Here is a 20,331-nt window from a genome sequence, read left to right on the forward strand (position 1 = left end):
CCGGCGACGTCCGGTTCGAGATCCGGTGCGGGCGCGAGGACCGGTCCTGCATCCCGGCCTCGCCCATCGCGGCGTATCGTTCGGCCCACCGGTTCGCTGTCGGCCAGGAGCAGTTGAACGCTTTCGCGGCCTGTGAGACTGGCCAGCCCTGATCGATGATCAGCCGCGCCACTCGAAGTCGTTGGCGTGGAGTTAGAGCAGCATTAGCGTGGGACATCGAGGACCTCCTGGCTGTCGAGAGTGTTTGTCTAAGCAACTCCCACTCTGCAACCGGAGGTCCTCACCTCATTCGCAGCAACTACAGCGAGTCGTCACACCGATTCAACCAACGTCCCTGTGCAGTACACCTAGACCGGACGGGCCTCGATCGGACGAGCGCTAGAGAACGTCATCCCTGCCCGACAGCTTCAGGGCGTCCACGACGCTCTTCACCCGCTGGGCGTTGGCGCTTGTGGTCACCAGGAGAGCATCGGGCGTATCGACGACGACGATGTCCTTGACACCGATCAGGCTGATCACGCGGCTGGTTTGGCTGACGACGATGCCGCTCGACGCATCCGACAGGACGCGGGCGTTCTCTCCGAGGATCGCGAGGTCCGTCTGTCGCCCACCAGAGTTGAGCTTCGCGAGCGACGCGAAATCGCCCACGTCGTCCCAGTCGAAGTAACCGGGCACGACGGCGAGACGACCGGCAGCGGCGGCAGGTTCGGCAACCGAGTAGTCGATGGCGATCTTCGTCAGGGTCGGCCAGATCCGGTCAACGGCGGGACCGCGGGTGGCCGGGTCGTCCCAGACGGATGCCAGCTCGACAAGTCCTGCGTGCAACTCCGGCTGGTTGCGGCCGAGCTCCTCCAGCAGCACGTCGGCGCGGCTGATGAACATCCCAGCGTTCCAGAGGTGCGCGCCCCCTGCTACGTACTTCTTGGCGGTGGAGAGGTTCGGTTTCTCCACGAACGAGTCGACGAGGAGCGCCGAGTCGGCGCCGCGCACGTCGAGCGCCGCGCCGCAACGGATGTAGCCGAAGCCGATCGCCGGCTCCGTCGGCTGGATGCCGATCGCCGTGATGTAACCGGCATCCGCGGCGGCGATGGCCTGGGTCACCGCGGAACGGAACAGGCGGTCGCCTCGGATCACGTGGTCCGCGGCGAACGACCCGATGATGACGTCGGGTTCGCGGTGGGCGAGGATCGCGGCGGCAAGACCGATGGCTGCGGATGAGTCGCGCGGGTTGCTTTCCAGGACGACGTTGTGGTCGGCAAGGTCGGGAAGCTGGGCTTCGACGGCGGCGCGGTGAGCGCGCCCGGTGACGACCATGATGCGCTGCTCGCCGGAGAGAGGCACGAGCCGATCCCAGGTGGCCCGCAGGAGGGTGCTGCCTGAGCCGGTGAGGTCATGGAGGAACTTGGGGGCATCCGCCCGCGACAGCGGCCAGAGCCTCGATCCGATGCCACCGGCAGGGATCACACTGTAGAAGCGTTCGAGTGGACTGGTCATGGCCCCAGAGTACGGCACGGCCGTTTCGCGGTTGTCGACGCCCGAGGTATCTCGACGTCAAGATGCTTAGGCTCCCCTTACCGGCGGAACGACGCCCCGGGACCTTAGACTGGTGCCGCGCCGTTGTGACGCACGGCCGCCTCATCAGCGGCCAGGAACGCTTTCAAAACAGGGAGGGCCGTTCGTTGTCAGTGAAGACTGCCAGAACACCACCATTGGATTCCACGACCTCTCCACGCCCGTCAGGGACTTTGTACCGTGGGCGCGAGGGCATGTGGTCGTGGGTACTGCACCGCATCACCGGTGTCGCCATCTTCTTCTTCCTTCTGGTGCACATCCTCGACACCGCGCTCGTTCGCGTGTCGCCCGAGGCGTACAACGCGGTCATCGGCACCTACCAGACGCCGATCATGGGCTTGGGCGAAGTTGCCCTCGTCGGAGCGATCGTGTTCCACGCGTTCAACGGCCTCCGGATCATCCTCATCGACTTCTGGTCCAAGGGGACCAGATACCAGAAGGCGATGTTCTATGTGGTGATCGCCCTCTGGGTCATCACCATGCTCGGCTTCACGCCCCGCCACCTCATCAACGTCTTCAGCCACTAGGAGGGGAAGCACAATGTCTGCAACTCTCGACGCTCCCCGCACCCCGCTCCGTCCCGCCCGTAAGAAGGGCGTGAACTGGGAGAAGTGGGGCTGGATCTACATGCGCGTCTCCGGTGTCGTGCTCGTGGTTCTGATCTTCGGCCACCTGTTCATGAACCTGATCGTCGGCGACGGCGTCAGCGCCATCGACTTCGCGTTCGTCGGCGGCAAGTGGGCCGACCCGTTCTGGCAGTGGTGGGATGTCGCCATGCTGTGGCTCGCACTCATCCACGGCGGCAACGGCATGCGCACCCTGGTCAACGATTACGCCCGCGGCCCGAAATTCCGTGCAGCCCTCAAGCTGGCGATCCTCGCGGCCGTCGCGATCCTCATCCTCCTCGGCACCCTCGTCGTCTTCACGTTCGAGCCGTGCCCGATCGGACAGCCCGCTGACCTCCTCCCCTCGTTCTGCGCTGCGTAACGAGTAACTGAAATATTTTGGATGCATCTGTGACTCAGGACCCAAGCGACTCCACCATCATCGATGGAGTGCACTACCACCAGTTCGACATCGTGATCGTCGGCGCCGGCGGCGCCGGCATGCGCGCGGCCATCGAAGCCGGTCCCGGCGCGAAGACCGCGGTGATCTCGAAGCTCTACCCGACGCGCTCCCACACCGGAGCGGCGCAGGGCGGCATGGCGGCCGCCCTCGCCAACGTCGAGGAGGACAGCTGGGAGTGGCACACCTTCGACACGGTCAAGGGCGGCGACTACCTCGTCGACCAGGATGCGGCTGAGATCCTCGCGAAAGAGGCCATCGACGCGGTCATCGACCTCGAGAACATGGGTCTCCCCTTCAACCGCACGCCCGAGGGCAAGATCGACCAGCGCCGGTTCGGCGGGCACACGTCAGACCACGGCAAGTCGCCGGTTCGCCGCGCCTGCTACGCCGCTGACCGTACCGGTCACATGATCTTGCAGACGCTGTTCCAGAACTGCGTGAGACTCGGCATCAACTTCTTCAACGAGTTCTATGTGCTCGACGTGATCATGAGCGACGTCGACGGCGTCGAGCAGCCCGCAGGCGTCGTCGCCTACGAGCTCTCCACCGGTGACCTTCACGTCTTCCACTCCAAGGCGATCATCTTCGCCACCGGCGGATTCGGCAAGATCTTCAAGACGACCTCCAACGCGCACACCCTCACCGGTGACGGCGTCGGGATCATCTGGCGCAAGAAGCTGCCGCTCGAAGACATGGAGTTCTTCCAGTTCCACCCGACCGGCCTCGCCGGGCTCGGCATCCTCCTCACCGAGGGCGCCCGCGGTGAAGGAGCGATCCTCCGCAACGCAAGCGGCGAGCGGTTCATGGAGCGTTACGCCCCGACCATCAAGGACCTCGCACCGCGTGACATCGTCGCCCGCTGCATGGTCAAGGAGGTGGCCGAGGGCCGCGGCGCCGGCCCCAATAAGGACTACGTCTACCTCGACTGCACCCACCTCGGGGCCGAGGTCCTCGAGACCAAGCTTCCCGACATTACGGAGTTCGCCCGCACCTACCTCGGTGTGGACCCGGTCACCGAGCCCGTCCCGGTCATGCCGACAGCGCACTACGCGATGGGCGGCATCCCGACCAACAACAACGCCGAGGTGCTCCGCGACAACACGACGGTCGTGCCAGGCCTCTACGCCGCCGGCGAATGCGCCTGCGTCTCTGTGCACGGCTCCAACCGACTCGGCACCAACTCGCTGCTCGACATCAACGTCTTCGGAAAGCGCGCGGGCAACAACGCCGTCGCCTACGTGAAGACGGCGGAGTTCCTCCCTCTCCCTGAGGACCCCGCGAAGACGGTGCGCGACGCGATCGAAGGCATCCGCAACAACCCGGGCACCGAGCGGATCGCTGTTCTCCGCCGGGAGCTGCAGGAGGAGATGGACAAGAAGGCCCAGGTGTTCCGCACCGACGAGTCGCTCGCCGAGGTCACCGAGACCATCCACCAGCTGCGTGAGAAGTACCGGAACATCGGAGTTCAGGACAAGGGCCGCCGGTACAACACCGACCTGCTCGAAGCCGTCGAGCTGGGCTTTCTGCTCGACCTCGCCGAGGTCGTCGTGTTCTCCGCGCGGAACCGCAAGGAAAGCCGCGGCGGCCACATGCGTGACGACTACCCGGATCGTGACGACGAAAACTACATGAAGCACACGATGGCGTACCTGACCGGTGACCCGCATTCGTCGAATGCCGCCGATCACATCCGCCTGGACTGGAAGCCTGTCGTGATGACGCGCTACCAGCCGATGGAGAGGAAGTACTGAGATGTCCACAGCCGTTCTTGACGAGGCCGCGCCGGCTCCGACGCCTGAGGTCATCGAATCGTTCACCGTCACGCTCATCGTGCGCCGGTACAACCCCGAGGTCGACGAGCAGCCGAAGTGGGTCGACTACGACGTCGAGATGTTCGCCACCGACCGCATCCTCGACGCGCTGCACAAGATCAAGTGGGAGCAGGACGGTTCGCTGACGTTCCGCCGCTCCTGCGCGCACGGCATCTGCGGTTCGGATGCGATGCGCATCAACGGCCGCAACCGCCTCGCCTGCAAGACGCTGATCAAGGACCTCGACATTTCGAAGCCGATCTACGTCGAAGCGATCAAGGGCCTGCCGCTCGAGAAGGACCTCATCGTCGACATGGACCCGTTCTTCGAGTCCTTCCGCGAGGTGCAGCCGTTCCTCATCCCCTCGTCGAAGCCCGGTGCGGGCAAGGAGCGGATCCAGTCCGTCGCCGACCGTGCCCGGTTCGATGACACCACCAAGTGCATCCTCTGCGCCGCGTGCACCTCGTCGTGCCCCATCTTCTGGACCGACGGCCAGTACTTCGGTCCGGCGGCGATCGTCAACGCGCACCGGTTCATCTTCGACTCGCGCGATGATGCCGCCAAGGTGCGCCTCGACATCCTCAACGACAAAGAGGGCGTGTGGCGTTGCCGCACGACCTTCAACTGCACGGATGCCTGCCCGCGAGGCATCCAGGTCACCCAGGCGATCGCAGAGGTCAAGCAGGCCATCATGCGGGGCAAGCCGTAGCTTCCGCTCGCACAATATGTTTGTCGAACCCCCCTCTCCCGATGGAGCGGGGGGTTCGTCGTTCGTGAGCTCGGGCTCGGGGCTCGACGCTCCCGATCGGTCCCAACGGGTCACTCGCCGAACCCGAATGGGCCCAAGAGGTCACCCCGGGTTCCGACCAACAACCCTTTCGGACCAATCGACGCCGGGTCCATGCACAACCTCAGTCGCGGACGACCGCCCGTGCTTCGGCGGCACTCGCCGCGTCGAGCGCGCGGACGGCGAGGGCCCGCGCATGCTCAAGGGTGTGCTGGCGCAGCTCGGTGCGCACATCGGCAAGCGCTGAGGGCGCCATCGACAGGCTCGTGGCGCCGAGGCCGACGAGCACGACAGCCAGCATCGGGTCTGCCGCAGCCTCCCCACACACGCCGACCGGTCGGCCGGACTGGATGCCGGCGTCCCCGAGCAGTTTCACCAGTCGGAGGACAGCCGGATGCCACGGGTCCTGGTAGGCGGCGACGCTGCCCAGCAGCCGATCCGCCGCGAGGGTGTACTGGGTGAGGTCATTGGTGCCGATCGACACGAAATCGGCGATGCCGAGCACCTGGCCGGCTACGAGGGCACACGACGGCACCTCGGCCATCACCCCGGCGACGGGGATCCCGAGAGATCGGGCGAGGGTGACGAAGTATTCGGTCTCGGCGGCATCCGCCACCATCGGGGCCATCACCTGGACATCGGCGTCGGTTTCAGCTGCCGCTGCGGCGATCGCCGTGAGCTGGTCCCGGAGGATTTCTTCATGAGCCCGGGTAGCGCGAATGCCGCGAAGCCCGAGGGCGGGGTTCTCCTCATGCCCGGTTGAGAGGAACGCGAGCGGCTTGTCCGACCCGGCGTCGAGGGTGCGCACGGTCACCTTCTTACCGCCGAAGGCGGCGAACACGGTCCGGTACTGCTCCTGCTGCTCCGCCACGGTTGGCGCGGTTTCGGTGCCGAGGAACATGAACTCGGTCCGGAACAGCCCGACACCCTCAGCGCCGCGCAGCAACGCATCAGCGATGTCGGACGGGCGTCCGATGTTCGCCAGCAACGGGATGTCTGTTCCGTCGGCAAGCTTCCCGGGACCGATCGGCGCCTCCACCCGGCTTGCGGCGAGCCGCTGCTCTGCCGCCGCAACATCGTCGGCGGTCGGGTCGAGAATCACGCTGCCGTCCGACGCGTCAACGAGGACCTGGGTCCCGTCGACGAGCGCCCCGGCATCCGCCACCCCGACCACGGCGACGATGGCCTTCGACCGGGCGAGGATCGCGGTGTGCGAGGTCGGCCCTCCCCCGATGGTAACCAGTCCGAGCACTTTGGTGATGTCCAGGGCTGCAGTATCCGCCGGCGCAAGATCGTGGGCCACGAGGACGAACGGATGGTTCACCTCGGGCACCCCAGGGGCCGGGACGCCGTTCAGCTGGGCGATGGTGCGCTGCGAGACGTCGCCGAGGTCGGCGGCCCGTTCGGCCATGTAACCACCCATCGAGATGAGCATCTGCTGGAAGCCATGGAACGCTTCGAAGACCGCCCGCTCCGCCGTGCGCCCCGTTGAGATCCGCGAACGGACGTCGTCGAGGAGGGCTGGGTCCTGCGCCATCATCGACTGGGCGTCGAGCACTCCCTTGGCTTCACCGCCGGCCCGTTCGGCGCGTTCAGAGAGGTCGGCGGCAACACCCTTGAGGGCATCCATCGCACGGTCGAACTCGGTGTCCGCGTCGGCGGCGCGGTGCCCCGTGCCTGGTTCAGGAATCGGATCCGGCATGCGGACGATGGGGCCGTGGGCGATGCCACGCCCGACGCCGACTCCCTGTAACCGCATGAACGCTCCTTCCGGATTGAGTTCGACCCTATCGCGGAGTGACGCCCAGCGGGCTCAGCGCCGACGGGTGCGCAGCGATCGGAGTGAACTCGCCGCACGGAACCGCTGGCGCCGGGTACGCCCGGTGGCGAGGGAGCGCCGCAGGTCGTCGACAGCCGCCCAGACCCGGTCGGCATCTTCGTGGCTGGGGCGTTCGATCGAGAACGTCGCGCGGTCGGCGACGGATGCCAGGGCGAAGGCACGCTTACCGCCAACGGCACGGGCGACTTCCCTCCGTGTCGCTGAGGGCGGCGGTTCCAGCCCGTAGTCGAGCGCCGAGTCCGCAAACTCCTGCCAGCCGCCCCGAATTCGATCGGCCGGGTGCGGTCGCCTGCGCCTCAGCGTCCTGCGCCGGACCTTGGCGGCGACGACTGCGAGGAACGGAGCGGCGATGAGCGCGATCACCAGGAGAAGACTGCCGCCGATCTGGGCGACGAGCAGCAGCGCCGCGAGGAACGGGTTCGCGGCGACGTCGTCGTTTTGTTCGCTGTCGGCCGGCGGCACCTGCTCGATCTCATCGTCGTCCTCGTCGACGGGCGGCTGGACGATGGCGGGCGGACGGGAGACCTTCTGCGGCTCTTCGGGCTGCTTCTCAGGGATCTCGCGCGCGGCGGGAACTGGGTCGACGCTCAGCCACCGTCCGGAGGAGTCCTGCACCTCGACCCAGGCGCTGATGTCTCTGCCGCTCAGCGTCACGATGCCGGTGGCATCCGGCTGGGGCGAGAGGAACCCGACGACGACGCGAGCAGGGAAACCGAGTGCACGCGCCATCAGGGAGGCAGCGACGGCGTACTGTTCTGCGTCGCCGACCATCGGCTGGCTCGTGAAGAGTTCTTCGATACGGTCGATGCCGTGACCCGACCGGCTGGGCGGTTCGTCTGCACCGACCCCGTGGCTGATGTAGCCGTCGGTTTTCAGGCCATCGAGCATGGCCACGAGCTGGGCGCCTGGTGTGGTGATCCCGTCGGTGTAGTCGGAAAGGCGGTCGGTGAGCGCACCGGGAGCTCCGTCGAATGGCGGCAGTTCGGCGGTCCCCGGGCGGATGTCCGAGAGTTCCGCCTGGGAGGGCATCGGCGTCACGACCGACGTCAGCCGGTATCCGTCGCCCTTCGCCAGTCCGCTGAGAACGGCACCAGACCCGGTGACGTCGTTGTAGAAGAACCTGTCGGCGAGCTCGGCACGGTTCTCCCCCGTGAACCGGATCTCGGCGAGGTGTCCTGCACCGGGAACCCAGACGCCCGACAAACCGTCGATCACAACGGTCATCGAGACCCGTTCACCGCGCGCCGCCTGCTCCAGCCGGTGCGGCACCCGGACGAATGTGCCGGACGCGGACGCGCTCTCCGGCCCTCCGACGCTGTACACCACGCCGTCGTACGTATCGAGTGTTGCGAGGCGGACGCGTCCGTCCTGCGGGATTCCGCTGACCCTGAGCATGGGCTGGCTGGCGAGGTCTGGGAGCAGGTAGCGCCGGAACCCCGAGAGCGGGCTGGGGTAGTCCTGGGGGTCGAAATCCTGCTCGATGTTGCTACGGAGAACGTTGCGCGGCGTGTCGGCCGGAAGAGCGGATGCCAGGACCGCACCACCGCTGATCGCGATCGCCAGGATGAGTGCGGCGCTCATCGCTCCGACGATGCCGGCGCGGCGGCGTTCCCGCCTGGACGGTGCGACGCTGGCCACAACCGCGGTGTGCTGGCGGAGCTGGTCCCGATGTCGTGTGCCTCGCAGCCAGATCAGCCAGCCGAGGAGCACCAGGGTGAGGCCGAGGCCGATGGCCAGTGGGAACCACGGGTCCTCTGGACCGAACGCGATCCCGAGCACGAGGAGAAGGATCGGCCAGAGCACCGCCAGTTCCGCGCGCTCGACCCGAAGCGCCATCGACACAGTGAGCACCGTCGTGCCGAGGATGGCGAACAGCGCAGGGATCAGGAGGCCCTGGTAGGTCCCGACCGGAACGAGGATGGTGATGAGTTCTTTCCACGCTGTCGCCGTTTCTTTGATCAGGTCGAGCAGCGCGTCAGGACTGGGGAGGAGCCCGGCAACCGCGCGGTCCGGCATGGTGAGCGGTACACCGATGGCAAGGTACACGAGGACCGTGATGCCGAGCACCACGATGCCCGACAGCCGGAACAGCCAGCCGGCCAGGGCGATCAGCGTGCCGAACAGGATCGCGCCGACGCACATCACGACGAACTGCGGCGTCTGGTAGACCGGCCACCAGACGCTGGTCGCGATCGCGATCGACGCCACCGCGAAGAGAACAGCGACGGGAATCCGTAGTCCCCACGAGGTCATGCGCTGGCCCGTGCCATCGACTGTTGAAGGTCCTCGAGATAACCGATCCGCAGCACGGTCAGCCCGCCGGCGCGTTTGAAGCTCGGTACGATTTCGGGGTCGCAGACCACCGCGACGACCTCGACTCCTGGCGGGAAATGGCTGGCCGCGTGGCGGAGCGATGCCACCGGGACCGCGGCACCGCAGACAAGGAAGGCGAGCGAGATCCCGGCGATCGAGTCGGCGGCGACACGCGCGAGTTCGGCCAGCGGGAGCGCGGTTCCCGACCGGTCGACCCGGCTGAGATCGTCGAGCAGTCGTGAGGTGCTCACAGCAGCGATGTTCTTCACCGCGAGGAGGCGCTTACTTGCGAATTCAGGGGTCGATTCGCTGGCCACGACCGAGATCGTCCGACCGTCCCGGATGGCGCGCACGCCGAGCGACCCGACGACGCTGACCGCCATCTCGAAATCCTCCTCGCCCGCGTAGTCCTCTTCGGCGAGGCTGATCGCGAGCATGAGGTGGCTGCGCCTCGTCTCCTCGAACTGCCGGACCATGTACTGGCCGGTTCGTGCTGTGCTCTTCCAGTGGATGCTCCGGAGTTCGTCTCCTGGCATGTACTCGCGCAGTGCGTGGAACGACACGTCGCTCGAGGTCAGGTCCTTCGTCGGGTTGCCCTCGAGGTCGCGGACGAAGCCTGTGCTCATGCTGGCGACCGAAATGGTACGCGGGTGAACGAACAGGTCGACCCGCTCGTCCCACTCCCGCTCCCGCCGAACCAGGCCGATCGGGTCGGCGCGCACGGCGCGGACGGGGCCAACGGCGATGACGCCGCGGTGAAGCGCCGGGACGGTGAACAGGTCCTCGTACCGACCGGACGGGGCGAGCGTCGGAACCTGGAAGTCGGCGAGCCCTTCACCGACCGGCACCTCGATCCGCGTACCGGGCAAGAGTCGCCGGGTCGGGTTGAGAACCGTGAGCTGTCCAACCGCGTTTTCTCCTGCCACCACCCGGTTCACGGGAACGGTCAGCGCCGCGTCATGCGAGGTCCTGCCGATGAGAAACAGAACGGCCCCAGCGATGACGAGCAGTCCCGCCCAGCCCGCGGCGATCAGTTCAAGCCAGCCGAGGCCGTACCCGACGAGGAACGCGACCACAACGGAAACCGCGATGCCCCAGCCGAGCGGAGTGACGACGGCCGAGAGAGCGTCCCACCAGCGCGCCGCGACGCGTCGCGCCCGTCGCCAGAACCGGACGACGGCAACGACCGTGTCGGCCAGCCTGCCCTGACGCGATCCGACCAACCGGGTTCTCGCGTTGCTCAGCTGGGTTTCACCGAGCACGGTCGGCGCATCGGCACGGGCGATGCGGGATCCGTTCCTCCGCGCCGTCTCCCCTGCGATGTTCCGGTTGACCATCGTTGCCCTATGCCACCTGGCTGTCGCTGGGCGGCGGTGTGTCGATGAGCACCTGAGCAATGACGTTCGACGGGTTGACCCCGTCGAACTCTGCTTCAGGGTCGAGGATCAGCCGGTGGGCAAGGACGGTGTCGGCGAGCGCCTTCACATCGTCGGGGATGACGAACGAACGGCCGGAAACCGCGGCGAGTGTCTTCGCGGTACGGACGAGCGCGAGTGCACCCCGAACGCTGGCGCCGAGGCGGATCTCGCTCGCGGTCCTCGTGCCCTCGATGATGCGCGCGACGTAATCGTTGATCGACGCGTCCACGTGCACCGTCGTCGCCATGCGCGTCATCTCGGTGATGGTCGCAGCGGACGCCACCGGGCTGAGAATCGCGTTCTCCGCGGCATCCGACCCTTCGAGGATCCGGAGGGTGGACTGGTGATCGGGGTAGCCGATCGACGTCTTCATGATGAAACGGTCCAGTTGCGCCTCAGGAAGCCGGTAGGTTCCCGCCTGCTCGATCGGGTTCTGTGTCGCGATGACCATGAAGGGCGACCCGACGGCGTGTGTGACGCCGTCGACGGTGACGTGCTGCTCCTCCATCACCTCGAGAAGCGCGGACTGGGTCTTCGGGCTGGCCCGGTTGATCTCGTCGGCCAGCACGATGTTCGAGAAGATCGGTCCGCGGTGGAAGGCGAATTCCCCGCTGCGCTGGTCATAGATGCTCACCCCGGTGATGTCGCCGGGGAGCAGGTCAGGGGTGAACTGGACCCGGTTCGACGTTCCGGCGATGCTTTCGGCCATGGCGCGGGCGAGCGACGTCTTGCCGGTTCCGGGTACGTCCTCGAGCAGCAGGTGGCCGCGGCTGAGCAAAGCGGTGAACGAGAGGCGGATGACGTGATTTTTGCCGAGCAGAACCTGCTCGACGTTCTCGACAAGCTCGTCACAGATCCCGGCGAACCAGGTGGCTTGGTCGGGGGTCATCGTCATAGGGGTGGCCTCTTCCGGGTCAAATCTGTGGCGAGCGTGTGCAGAGACCATCATGGCGCTAAATACCTTTTGACGAGTGCGGTGTCGCCCACCCGGACGGTGACGTCGAGCCAGGCCTGTCCTTCAACGGGCACGGTGGCGAGGGTGCAGGAATTCGGGCCGGCGACGCCGGCGATGGCCGGGTCGGAGACGGAGCCGCACGCGTACTCCGCCCCGTAGTCGCCGTTCGGCGGGTTGCCCGTCCAGCTCCAGCTGGCGAGGTCGGCTGCATAATCCAGCCCGGCAGGAACCAGACTGATCGATGGGGATGGCGCGGTGCCGGAGAAGCCCTGGCCCACCACGCGGAGGTCACCGTACTGGCTGACTGTCCTCACCTCGAATGCCACCGCGGCGCCGAATGATGCACCGAGCAGCTCCCGCGGGTAGCCCGAGCCGTCGAAGGTTTGCCAGGTGCCGCCCGGTGTACGGATTTCGTAGCTGTAGCCGCCGGGGGTCACGGAGCTGATGTAGTAGTCCCACACGTTCTGCTGCCCGTTGGTCCAGCGCATCTCACCAGACACCGCCGTTGCGGCCGGCGGCGTCGGACGCAGTGTTGCGCTGACGGTTTCGGTCGCGGCACACCCGGCCCGGTTGAAGCCCCAGACCACGAACCGGTAAGTGCTGTCCGGTTGTGCCGCCAGGTCGGTGAAGGTCGTCGAGGTGGCCCCACCGCCGAGCTGCCTCGTCTCGAGGACGCCAGCCCCGGCCGGCGGGCTCACGGTTCCCGGGGCCGGCGAGGTCACGGTGCACGCCGTCGGCGACGCGTTCGCGTCGAGCAGCTGGACGTAGTAGCCGCCGATGGCGTCGCCGTTCGCACCGAAAGTATCCCAGCTGACCGTCGCCGATCCGCTTCCCGAGTCGGCGTTGACCGTGATCGCCCCTGCCTTGGGGGGACCATAGGGGGTCCCGACGCCGCTCGACGAGTTCCAGGTCGACAGGGCGGGGTATGCGTCGTTACGGGCTGACACCGAAACCGGCACCTGCGAGCCGTTGGTGAGGCTCGACACGTCGACGGAACACAGCGTCGACGAACACCGGGTCGGGCTGACGTTCACGGGGGCTGCTCCGCCGACGGTGAGTACGTACGTCTTGACCGAACTTCCGCGTTCGGGGACGACCGGTGCCCAGTTGATCGTGAGTCCCCCGTCGAGAGGCGCGGTGCTGAGGTTCTGCGGTGCGGCGGGCACGACGTCGGACCAGACAGGCTCAGGGGTCTGCTGGGCGTCGGATGCCCCGATCGCGTTGACCGCGGAGACGTCGGCCCTGACGGCGTTGTCCCGCCCGTTTCCGGGAGTTGGAATGACGCACGTCGTCGACGAGCACGTCGTCACTCCGAGTGATTCGCCGGATCCGGCGCGGAACAGCGCCACGCTGAAGCCGGAGATCGGCGAGTTGTTCGCCGCCCCCGGCTCCCACGCGAGCGTGACCGACCGGTCGCCGAAGGCGGTGATCCGCACGTTCCCGACCGGGTCCGGCCGGTCCTGCACCGAGATCTGCACGGTTCCCCATGCGTATCTCGACGGGTCGTCCGTGGCATCCGCCACCTGGTACTGAAGCACGGTGTCAGCAGCAGTTGCCGCCGCCGAGACGGAGATGCTCAACTGGCGGTTGTCGGCGCTCGGCGAGACGGAGACCCCAGGCGGCAGCGCACCGCCGAGGCCGCGGACCCCGACCACCCGAAGCGGCGTTGAGGGGAACGGGTTCGTCGCAGCGTCGTTCTGAAGCACGTCGACGACCTCGGTCGTTCCCCGCTGCACGATCACGGTGTCGGTCGCTGGAACTGCGATCGGTCTCGTCGACGGGGTGATGTTCAGTACGATCCGCCCGGCTACGCCTTCGTTCACGGCGTCCCTGACCCCGATCAGGATGCCCCGTTCCGCCCCGATCGGGATGTCTTCCGTGGCCGTGAGGGTCAGCCTCTGGTCTGCGATGGCGGCCGTGAATCCGGTCGGCTGGGGGTCGAGGATCGAATACTCGAGTTCGTCGGTGTCGTCCGCGTACGGGTATGTGGTGAGCCTGGTCAGCTCGATCACTTTTTGCTGCCCCGGTTCGAAGTCGACGTCGCCTCCTGTGAAGACCGGCGGCTGGTTGTCCCTCGGGGTAACGGTGATGGGCAGCACCAGCGTTGCTGTGCGCCCGTCCGGGTCGCTTGCGCTCGTCCCGTCGGTGACTTCGAACGACACGGATGCCGGGCCGAAATACCGCTCGGCGCTCGTGTAGGTGATGGTGTCGCTGTCGGTGACCAGCTCGTCACCGTTCGCGTGGGATGCGCGCACTTTGGCGGCATCCGTCAACCGGACGTCCTTCCGCCCGACGGCGACAACGTAGTCGTTGATGTCGATCCTCACCGGTTCGCCGCTGACGACGGTGATCGGTGACGTACCCGCTGCCAGCTGGGGCCGCGCGTCGTCGAGGCCTGGGACCCAGATGAACGCGATGGCGCTGACGGTGTCGTCATCCGGGCGGCTCACCCTGAACGGGATGATCTGGGACTTGTCGCCGACCTGGACCCGTACGCGCTTGTTCTCGAGCACCTCGGCGGAGCCGTCGGAGAGGGGAAGCGAGACCCGCAGGCTCGACACCGGGCCGTCGGCGAAGAACACCCGTGAGAGCACGTTGACGTCGACGGCTGACTTCTCCAGGATGTCATCGAGGGTGAGGACGGTGTCGCCGGCTACGGGTCGGGCGAGGGGCGCGTCTTCCCTTGCCACGACGGTGATGAAGTTCGTCGACGTGTTGCCGGCGTCGTTCTCGATCTCATAGACGAACCCGTACCGCCCCTCGCCTTCGGGCACAGACACCCGCACGAGGTCCCCGTCGATTGTGGCTGTTGCGCCGTCGCCGGTCGGTTCGACGGAGGTCACGCTGAGGGCGCCACCGTCTGGATCGGAGTCGTTGGCGAGGACCCGGACGGCGACCGTCTTGTCCGGCCTTGTGACCACTTCGTCGGCCACGGCGATCGGAGCGCGTGAGCCGTCGAGTTTCGCACTGACGCCGATGCGCACGGTGCCGGTGGCCTGGCTCCCGAGCGTGTCGATAACGGTGTAGCTGAAACTGTCCGTACCGGTCGAGTAGGCGCCGGCCTCGTAATCGAACCAGTCCTTCCCTGTGCCGACGACGAACCCCTTCTCAGGGTTCGACGCCTGGCCGACGAGCTGGACCGAGTCACCGTCGGGGTCGATGCCGGAAAGCGGGATGGGTATCCGCACCCGTTCCCCGCTCAGCACGCGGGCGGTCACCGTCTCGGGAACAGGCGCAGCGTTGGAGGCGGCATCGATCTCCCGCACATTCAGGGTCACTGTCGCGTCGGCCCATTGCCCGTCAGGCGCGAGCGCCCGGTAGGAGGCGGTGAAGTTGCCCGGCTTGTCCGGCGCGAGGTAGCGCAACACACGATTGGAGGTGAAGAGCAGCCCGGCGTTCGAGGGAAGGTTCGCACTCAGAGTCGGACTCAGGCTCAGCGTGTCTCCGTCCGGATGCGTGTCATTGTCGAGGACGGGGATGTCGATGGCGTCCCCGACACGCACCGATACCGAGTCCGGGTATGCGACCGGCGGCTGGCGGACGTCCGGTGTGGGGATCTGGATCACCGTGACCGTGCCCTGCGCTTCGCTGGTTCCGTTCGAGACCCGGTAGTTGAACGAGACGGGGGCGTCGAGCGGCGTGGTCAGCGTGACCCGCAGTATCCGCTGCTCCAGGATCTCGACCCGCAGGCCGGACTCGGCGGGAACATTGAGCACTCCGGTGACGACGAGGACTCCACCTGCTGGATCGAAATCACCGGCGAGCACGTCGACCCGTTCGGTGCTCTGCTCCCTGATGTACGCGGTGTGCGGGACCGTGACCGGCGGGGCGCCGGCATCCGGCGGTGCGATCACGTCGATGCGAACGAACCCGCTCTGGGTGCGGTTGCCGTCGGTCACGGCGTATTCGATGGTGTGGGTACGAGGTTGGGAGCTCGAGAACCGGAAGGTGCCGTCGTCGTAGTCCGGTGTGATTGCCGCTCCCTCTTTGGCTGGAACGTTGACCAGCCGAAGCGGGCCGGACCCGCCACGGACATGCGACATCGGCGAGACGAGCACGTCCTGGTCGGCGTAAGCGAGTACGGCGAAAGGTTCGGCGATGATCGGTACTTCGCCTGCGGGGTACACCGTGACCGCGAAGCTTCCGACCCCGTCTGCCGTGCCGTCTGAGACCACGAGGCCGATCTCCTTCAGCGTTTCGCCGCTGCCGGAGTCCGTGTAGATGAGGGTGCCGTCCGGGGTGAACTGCACCTGGTCGGGGGCGGGGATGCTCGCCTGGGTCAGGTAGAACGGGTCGCCGTCCGGGTCGACCCAGTCCCCGAGGGTCTGTGTCGTCAGCCGACCGCCTTCGGCGACCGACGCCTTCGACGTGCGCACCTGCTCAGGCGGGGCATTCTCGTCCGCGCCTTTCACGGTGACGGTGACCTCCGCCGTCGACGAACCGCCACGGCCGTCGGTGATCGTGTACTCGAACTGCGCCTCCCCGACGGCATCCGGGCGGAGCGTCACCTGCAGTTGCTGGGCATTGTTCACGAGCTCGAGCCGGCCGAAAGACTCATCGAGGTCGGTGAACCTGTCGATCATCAGCACGTCACCGTTGGCGTCGATGTCATTCAGCAGCACGGGAAGAGGCGAGGTCTGCCCGGCGCGAGCACCGAACGCATCAGGCACAGCGGTCGGTGGGACCTGGGTCTGCTCGTATTCCGGTGGGGTGTCTTCCTGGGTGTCATCGACCTTCTGCTCGTCTTCGTTGACGTCGATGAGATCGTCCCAGTTGTCGATGAGCTGGTTCTCGGCCTGCACCGCCCAGGATGCTCCCGATGCACCGTCGTTGAGCACGACATGCGTGCCGTTGGCGCGGAATTGCATGCCCGTGCCCACCGGGGATCCGATCGAGGTCTCACTCGTATCGTTCCCGCACCGTTCGAACACCTGGCCGCCCGACCATGCCGCGTATTCGCAACCGCCAATGCTGATGGGCCGAACCGGCTCACCCTCGGTGCCGCTGAGCACGTCAGCTGGTTCGCCTCCCGACAGGGGAACGGACAAGAGCCCGCCGTCGACCCCGACGAGAACGGCGGAGCCGGTCGCTGCCGGCTGCGGCAGCACGGGTGCGGCAGCATCGCCGAGGACGATCGAATTGCCGCGGACGATGAGCCGGCGGCTGGCGCCGTCGAGCAGGACCGGTTCGGAACCGACCGAGCTCAGCTGGAAGTCGCCCGCGGTGTCCCCAAGGGTGACGCGTGTCGTCCCGCGGACCGTGTCCTCGTCTGCGGGGACCCGGTACAGCTCGGATGCGTCCGGGGAGAAGACGAAGAGCTCACCGTCCGGGGCGACGGAGCCGATCGTTCCCGGCCCGAACGACAGGGTCGGATCGGCCTCCGCGTCGAAGATCTCCAGGTCGCCGACGGGGATCAGCCAGACGTCCCCGTCGGCGATGATCGTCACCCTGCCGCCCGCGAGCCGGACATCCGTCGTGCCTGGCGGGAGCGGGACGCTCTCGACCACCTTGGCCGTCGCCGGGTCGACGATGCCGAGCGAGCTCAGTCCGGCGTCGAGCAGCAGGACGGTTTCGCCCTCCTGCAGTACGTCAAGTTGTTCGGAGTCGGCTTCGATCCCCGCGTTCAGTTCGAAAACCTGCGTGTTGGCGCGGCCGATGGCCTGTCGTTCCTGGTTGACCACCCACACGGCGCCGTCGCCGAGGTCGAACTGCTGCGCCCGGTAGCCGGACGAAACGGTGGCGATGGTAGCGATGACGGCGCAGATGATGGTGCCACTCGTGAGAGTGGCGAGGAGGGAGCGCCGGGATCGGAACCACTGCCGGTTCATTCTCCGCTTTCCTCAGGAATGTCGACGCACTTCTCGGCGCTCGGGGGCCCGAGCTTCCCTTCACGATTCACGAGGACCGTGACACAGACCCGCTCACCGGCGGCTCCGTCGATGGTGAACTGGGCGGCGCGCTGGATGCTCGGGGTTCCGCTTGACGGACGAATCTCGTACGAATCGGCGCTGTCCAGTCCCGGGTCCGCCCAGCGGAACTCAACGCTCGAATTCTGCATCTCGGCGGTGATGTTCGTCACGGTGGGGATGCCGCTTCCCGGTGTGAGCCGCACGACGACGAACACCGTCGTCACGGCCAAGAGCACCACGAGCGCTGAACAGGCGACAACGGCCAGCATGAACGAGCGGCCCAACGGCGGGGCACTCCGCTTGGCGCTGCGGTCACTGAGCGGAGTTGCCTCGGCGGTGGCCAGTCGTGTCGATCCCGGCTGCCGCGCAGCGTCCCCCGGTGTACGCCTGCGCTTTCGACCGGGTTCGACGGTGCGGATCGGGTTCACCCTGGTTCGGTCGCCGGCGTCGTGAACCGGGCTGAAAGCCCAATCGTCCACAGCGACATCGGGTTGGGTCGGCGGAAGGCCGAGGTCCATTTCGATGGCCTGCAATTCACGAATCAGTTCCATCGCGGACTGCGGGCGGGCCTCGGGGCGGCGCGACATCGCCCGGGCGAGCACACGTTCCAGCCGGTCGGGCACATCGTCGCGACCGATCGGTTGGGGCTTACCCTTGCTGGCTCGGGAAATGAGGTCTGCGGAGGTGTTGCTCTGCCAGGGCATCTCGAACGGCGCGCGCCCGGCGAGAAGCGAATAGATGGTCGCGGCGAGCGAGTACACCTCACTGGCGACGGTGCCGTTGGTTTCGCTGTGGAGCACCTCGGGCGCCGACCAGGGAATCGACATCCCGACCGTCTCATCCGGGTTGTGCTCACCCACCGTTCCTGCAATCCCGAAGTCGCTGAGCACCGGGTTACCGTACGCGGTCATGAGGATGTTCGACGGTTTGATGTCGCGGTGGAGCACCCCTGCGCGGTGCGCGGTCTCGGTCGCGCTGGCGACCTTGATCCCGATGCGGAGTGCTTCAGAGACCGAGAGCGGCTCGTCGCGGTAGCGCTGGCCGATTGACGACGAACACAGTTCCATGACGAGGTAGGGTCGGCCGTCTGCGGCGACACCCGACTGGTACACCGTCAGGATGGCGGGGTGCGCGCTCAACTGGGCCATCAGGTCCGCCTCGGCCTGGAACATCCGCCGCACGTCGGCGGTGACGTATTCGCTGAGCATCACCTTGACTGCCACCTGGCGCCGCGGGTTGTCCTGTTCGTAGAGGAAGACGTCGGCGAACCCACCCGAGCCGAGAATGCGCACGAAGGAAAATCCGGGCAGCTGCGGCGGTTGCGATGGCAGGCGGCGGGGCACGGCTTTCCCTTCCTTGAGAGTATGGAGGGGAAGGTGCACATGCAGGACGATCTCCGATCCCCTACCCTCCCCAGTGTAAACAGAGGCCCTGAAGGGCTATACCCCCGGCCAGGGGGGCAAGATCTCGATGACGTTGCCGTCACCGATGTCGATAAACGTGCCGGGGGCGACGACGACGGACTCGCCCTGGCGCAAACGCCGCCAGTGACCGTTCGGCGGGATGATCGAGGTGCCGTTGGTGGATTTGAGGTCAGTGGCGACGATCGAGTCGCCGATCTGCTTGATCTCCAGGTGGGTCGCCGAAACCGACTTGGACCCGGAAACCACCGGCACGAGCCGAGAGGGATCCGGAAGCGGGATGCGCGGCTGGCGCGGGTTCCTGCCGAAGTAGTGGACGGCATCCAGCGGGTAGGCCTGCCCGCCGTTGATACGGAACCCGTACAGAAGGGTTTTCGGGTCGTTGGGGACCAGCGGCGACTCCCGGAGCACCGTCTCGTCCTGGATGGGCGGGGCGATGTCGCGACGGAGCACCGTCTCGCCGTCGTGGCGCATCGCCGGGTCGTCCTCCGGCCGGACACGCTGCACCGGTGGACGGATGATCGTATTCGTCTCGGCGGGCGACGGGCGGAAATGCGACTGCGCGGGCGGGACGGCCGACGTGCCCCTGGTTGTCGGCGGCCCGGCAACCGTAGGCGCGGGAGCCTGAGCGGTGGCATCCCTCCGCACCGGGGAAACCGCGACAGCTTCCGGGTCGGCAACCCAGTCGATGCGATTGGCGACGATGACTCCCGAGCCGAGCGGGAAGGACACCCCGGAGACGGCAGCGCCGGGCTCGCCGGTGAGCCCGCCGGCTGCGACCGCTTCAACGCCGCTCAGTTCGTCGCGGTGCCACGGCTTGTCGCCGCTCGTGATGCGGGTCCAGGTACCCCCGGCGTGGGCGTCGACCACGGCTTCGCCGTGGACGAGGAGTTTCATCGTGTCCCCGTCTGCTCCAGAACGCTCAAGTGCGACGAAGGATGCCGGCTGGCCGCCCGACGTGTTCGGGATCACCCGGAGGGCATCATCGAACGTGGTCGAAGACGAGGTCACCAGTGACCACAGCTGTTCGACGATCGCCGGTTCGGATGGGGTCCGGAGCGCCACCAGGAGTTTCTCTCCAACGATGTAGATCCAGGGCGTCCCCGTGTTCGTCATCGCGTAGCGATACGACGGCCGGTCGTGTTCTGCTGTGTTCACGGTCCCCCTTGAGAAAACGGTGCAGGCGACTCCCCTGCGAGCGGGCGCACGAACCTGTGCTCCTATTCTGCCCCCTGAC

At 66.8% G+C, this 20,331-nt stretch carries 13 protein-coding genes; 4 read left to right on the forward strand and 9 right to left on the reverse strand.

The window, feature by feature from the left end; genetic code table 11:
• Together BM197_RS00005 and BM197_RS00010 are read right to left on the reverse strand one after the other, a co-directional pair.
• Positions 1-217 (reverse strand): helix-turn-helix domain-containing protein (locus BM197_RS00005; RefSeq protein WP_143094945.1); only part of this gene is annotated, 217 nt, incomplete at its 3' end.
• A gap of 161 nt (positions 218-378) precedes the next feature.
• Positions 379-1,494 (reverse strand): mannose-1-phosphate guanylyltransferase, encoded by a 1,116-nt coding sequence (locus BM197_RS00010; protein WP_090707748.1) that lies wholly within the window; start codon positions 1,492-1,494, stop codon positions 379-381.
• A 185-nt stretch (positions 1,495-1,679) separates the two neighbouring features.
• Between BM197_RS00010 and sdhC the strand changes: the two genes are divergently transcribed.
• Genes sdhC through BM197_RS00030 form a run of 4 tightly spaced genes read left to right on the forward strand, consistent with a single transcriptional unit; the run spans position 1,680 to position 5,160 of the window.
• The gene (gene sdhC / locus BM197_RS16505; RefSeq protein WP_425435657.1) at positions 1,680-2,099 is read left to right on the forward strand and encodes a succinate dehydrogenase, cytochrome b556 subunit; all 420 of its coding nucleotides are present in this window, start codon (positions 1,680-1,682) and stop codon (positions 2,097-2,099) included.
• Positions 2,100-2,112: 13 nt separating this feature from the next.
• Positions 2,113-2,559, forward strand: a complete 447-nt coding sequence (locus BM197_RS00020) for a succinate dehydrogenase hydrophobic membrane anchor subunit (RefSeq protein ID WP_090707751.1) — start codon at positions 2,113-2,115, stop codon at positions 2,557-2,559.
• 29 nt (positions 2,560-2,588) lie between these two features.
• Positions 2,589-4,391 (forward strand): succinate dehydrogenase flavoprotein subunit, encoded by a 1,803-nt coding sequence (sdhA, locus tag BM197_RS00025; protein ID WP_090707752.1) that lies wholly within the window; start codon positions 2,589-2,591, stop codon positions 4,389-4,391.
• A gap of 1 nt (position 4,392) precedes the next feature.
• Positions 4,393-5,160: a succinate dehydrogenase iron-sulfur subunit gene (locus tag BM197_RS00030; protein WP_090707754.1), complete on the forward strand. Its 768-nt coding sequence runs from the start codon at positions 4,393-4,395 to the stop codon at positions 5,158-5,160.
• 202 nt (positions 5,161-5,362) lie between these two features.
• Here BM197_RS00030 and ptsP read toward each other — a convergent pair whose 3' ends face one another.
• The 7 genes from ptsP to BM197_RS00065 all read right to left on the reverse strand — a co-directional run bounded on the left by ptsP (position 5,363) and on the right by BM197_RS00065 (position 20,252).
• Complete coding sequence (ptsP, locus tag BM197_RS00035) at positions 5,363-6,997, reverse strand: phosphoenolpyruvate--protein phosphotransferase (RefSeq protein ID WP_090707755.1); 1,635 nt, start codon at positions 6,995-6,997, stop codon at positions 5,363-5,365.
• Between the two features lie 54 nt (positions 6,998-7,051).
• Complete coding sequence (locus tag BM197_RS00040) at positions 7,052-9,331, reverse strand: transglutaminase TgpA family protein (protein WP_090707756.1); 2,280 nt, start codon at positions 9,329-9,331, stop codon at positions 7,052-7,054.
• Positions 9,328-10,728, reverse strand: a complete 1,401-nt coding sequence (locus BM197_RS00045; RefSeq protein WP_090707758.1) for a DUF58 domain-containing protein — start codon at positions 10,726-10,728, stop codon at positions 9,328-9,330. Before BM197_RS00045 ends, BM197_RS00040 begins: the two co-directional genes overlap by 4 nt.
• A 7-nt stretch (positions 10,729-10,735) precedes the next feature.
• Positions 10,736-11,704, reverse strand: a complete 969-nt coding sequence (locus BM197_RS00050; RefSeq protein WP_090707759.1) for an AAA family ATPase — start codon at positions 11,702-11,704, stop codon at positions 10,736-10,738.
• Between the two features lie 50 nt (positions 11,705-11,754).
• Entirely contained in the window at positions 11,755-17,592 is a 5,838-nt protein-coding gene (locus BM197_RS00055) for an Ig-like domain-containing protein (RefSeq protein ID WP_090707761.1), read from the reverse strand.
• The gene (locus tag BM197_RS00060) at positions 17,589-19,016 is read right to left on the reverse strand and encodes a serine/threonine-protein kinase (RefSeq protein WP_090707763.1); all 1,428 of its coding nucleotides are present in this window, start codon (positions 19,014-19,016) and stop codon (positions 17,589-17,591) included. Before BM197_RS00060 ends, BM197_RS00055 begins: the two co-directional genes overlap by 4 nt.
• Before the next feature lie 96 nt (positions 19,017-19,112).
• Positions 19,113-20,252 carry an FHA domain-containing protein gene (locus BM197_RS00065; RefSeq protein WP_090707765.1) on the reverse strand — a complete coding sequence of 380 codons (1,140 nt, stop codon included), beginning with the start codon at positions 20,250-20,252 and terminating at the stop codon, positions 19,113-19,115.
• Positions 20,253-20,331 lie beyond the last annotated feature (79 nt).

This window comes from Mycetocola miduiensis, assembly GCF_900115155.1.
GTDB classification, from domain to species: Bacteria; Actinomycetota; Actinomycetes; order Actinomycetales; family Microbacteriaceae; genus Mycetocola_A; species Mycetocola_A miduiensis.

What these genes read in the sequence shown, in the direction of transcription:
- BM197_RS00030 (WP_090707754.1), top strand. Translation starts at nt 4,393, where the DNA reads ATGTCCACAGCCGTTCTTGACGAGGCCGCGCCGGCTCCGACGCCTGAG.
- BM197_RS00020 (WP_090707751.1), top strand. Translation starts at nt 2,113, where the DNA reads ATGTCTGCAACTCTCGACGCTCCCCGCACCCCGCTCCGTCCCGCCCGT.
- ptsP (WP_090707755.1), bottom strand. Translation starts at nt 6,997, where the DNA reads ATGCGGTTACAGGGAGTCGGCGTCGGGCGTGGCATCGCCCACGGCCCC.
- BM197_RS00050 (WP_090707759.1), bottom strand. Translation starts at nt 11,704, where the DNA reads ATGACGATGACCCCCGACCAAGCCACCTGGTTCGCCGGGATCTGTGAC.
- BM197_RS00045 (WP_090707758.1), bottom strand. Translation starts at nt 10,728, where the DNA reads ATGGTCAACCGGAACATCGCAGGGGAGACGGCGCGGAGGAACGGATCC.
- BM197_RS00040 (WP_090707756.1), bottom strand. Translation starts at nt 9,331, where the DNA reads ATGACCTCGTGGGGACTACGGATTCCCGTCGCTGTTCTCTTCGCGGTG.
- BM197_RS00010 (WP_090707748.1), bottom strand. Translation starts at nt 1,494, where the DNA reads ATGACCAGTCCACTCGAACGCTTCTACAGTGTGATCCCTGCCGGTGGC.
- BM197_RS00055 (WP_090707761.1), bottom strand. Translation starts at nt 17,592, where the DNA reads ATGAACCGGCAGTGGTTCCGATCCCGGCGCTCCCTCCTCGCCACTCTC.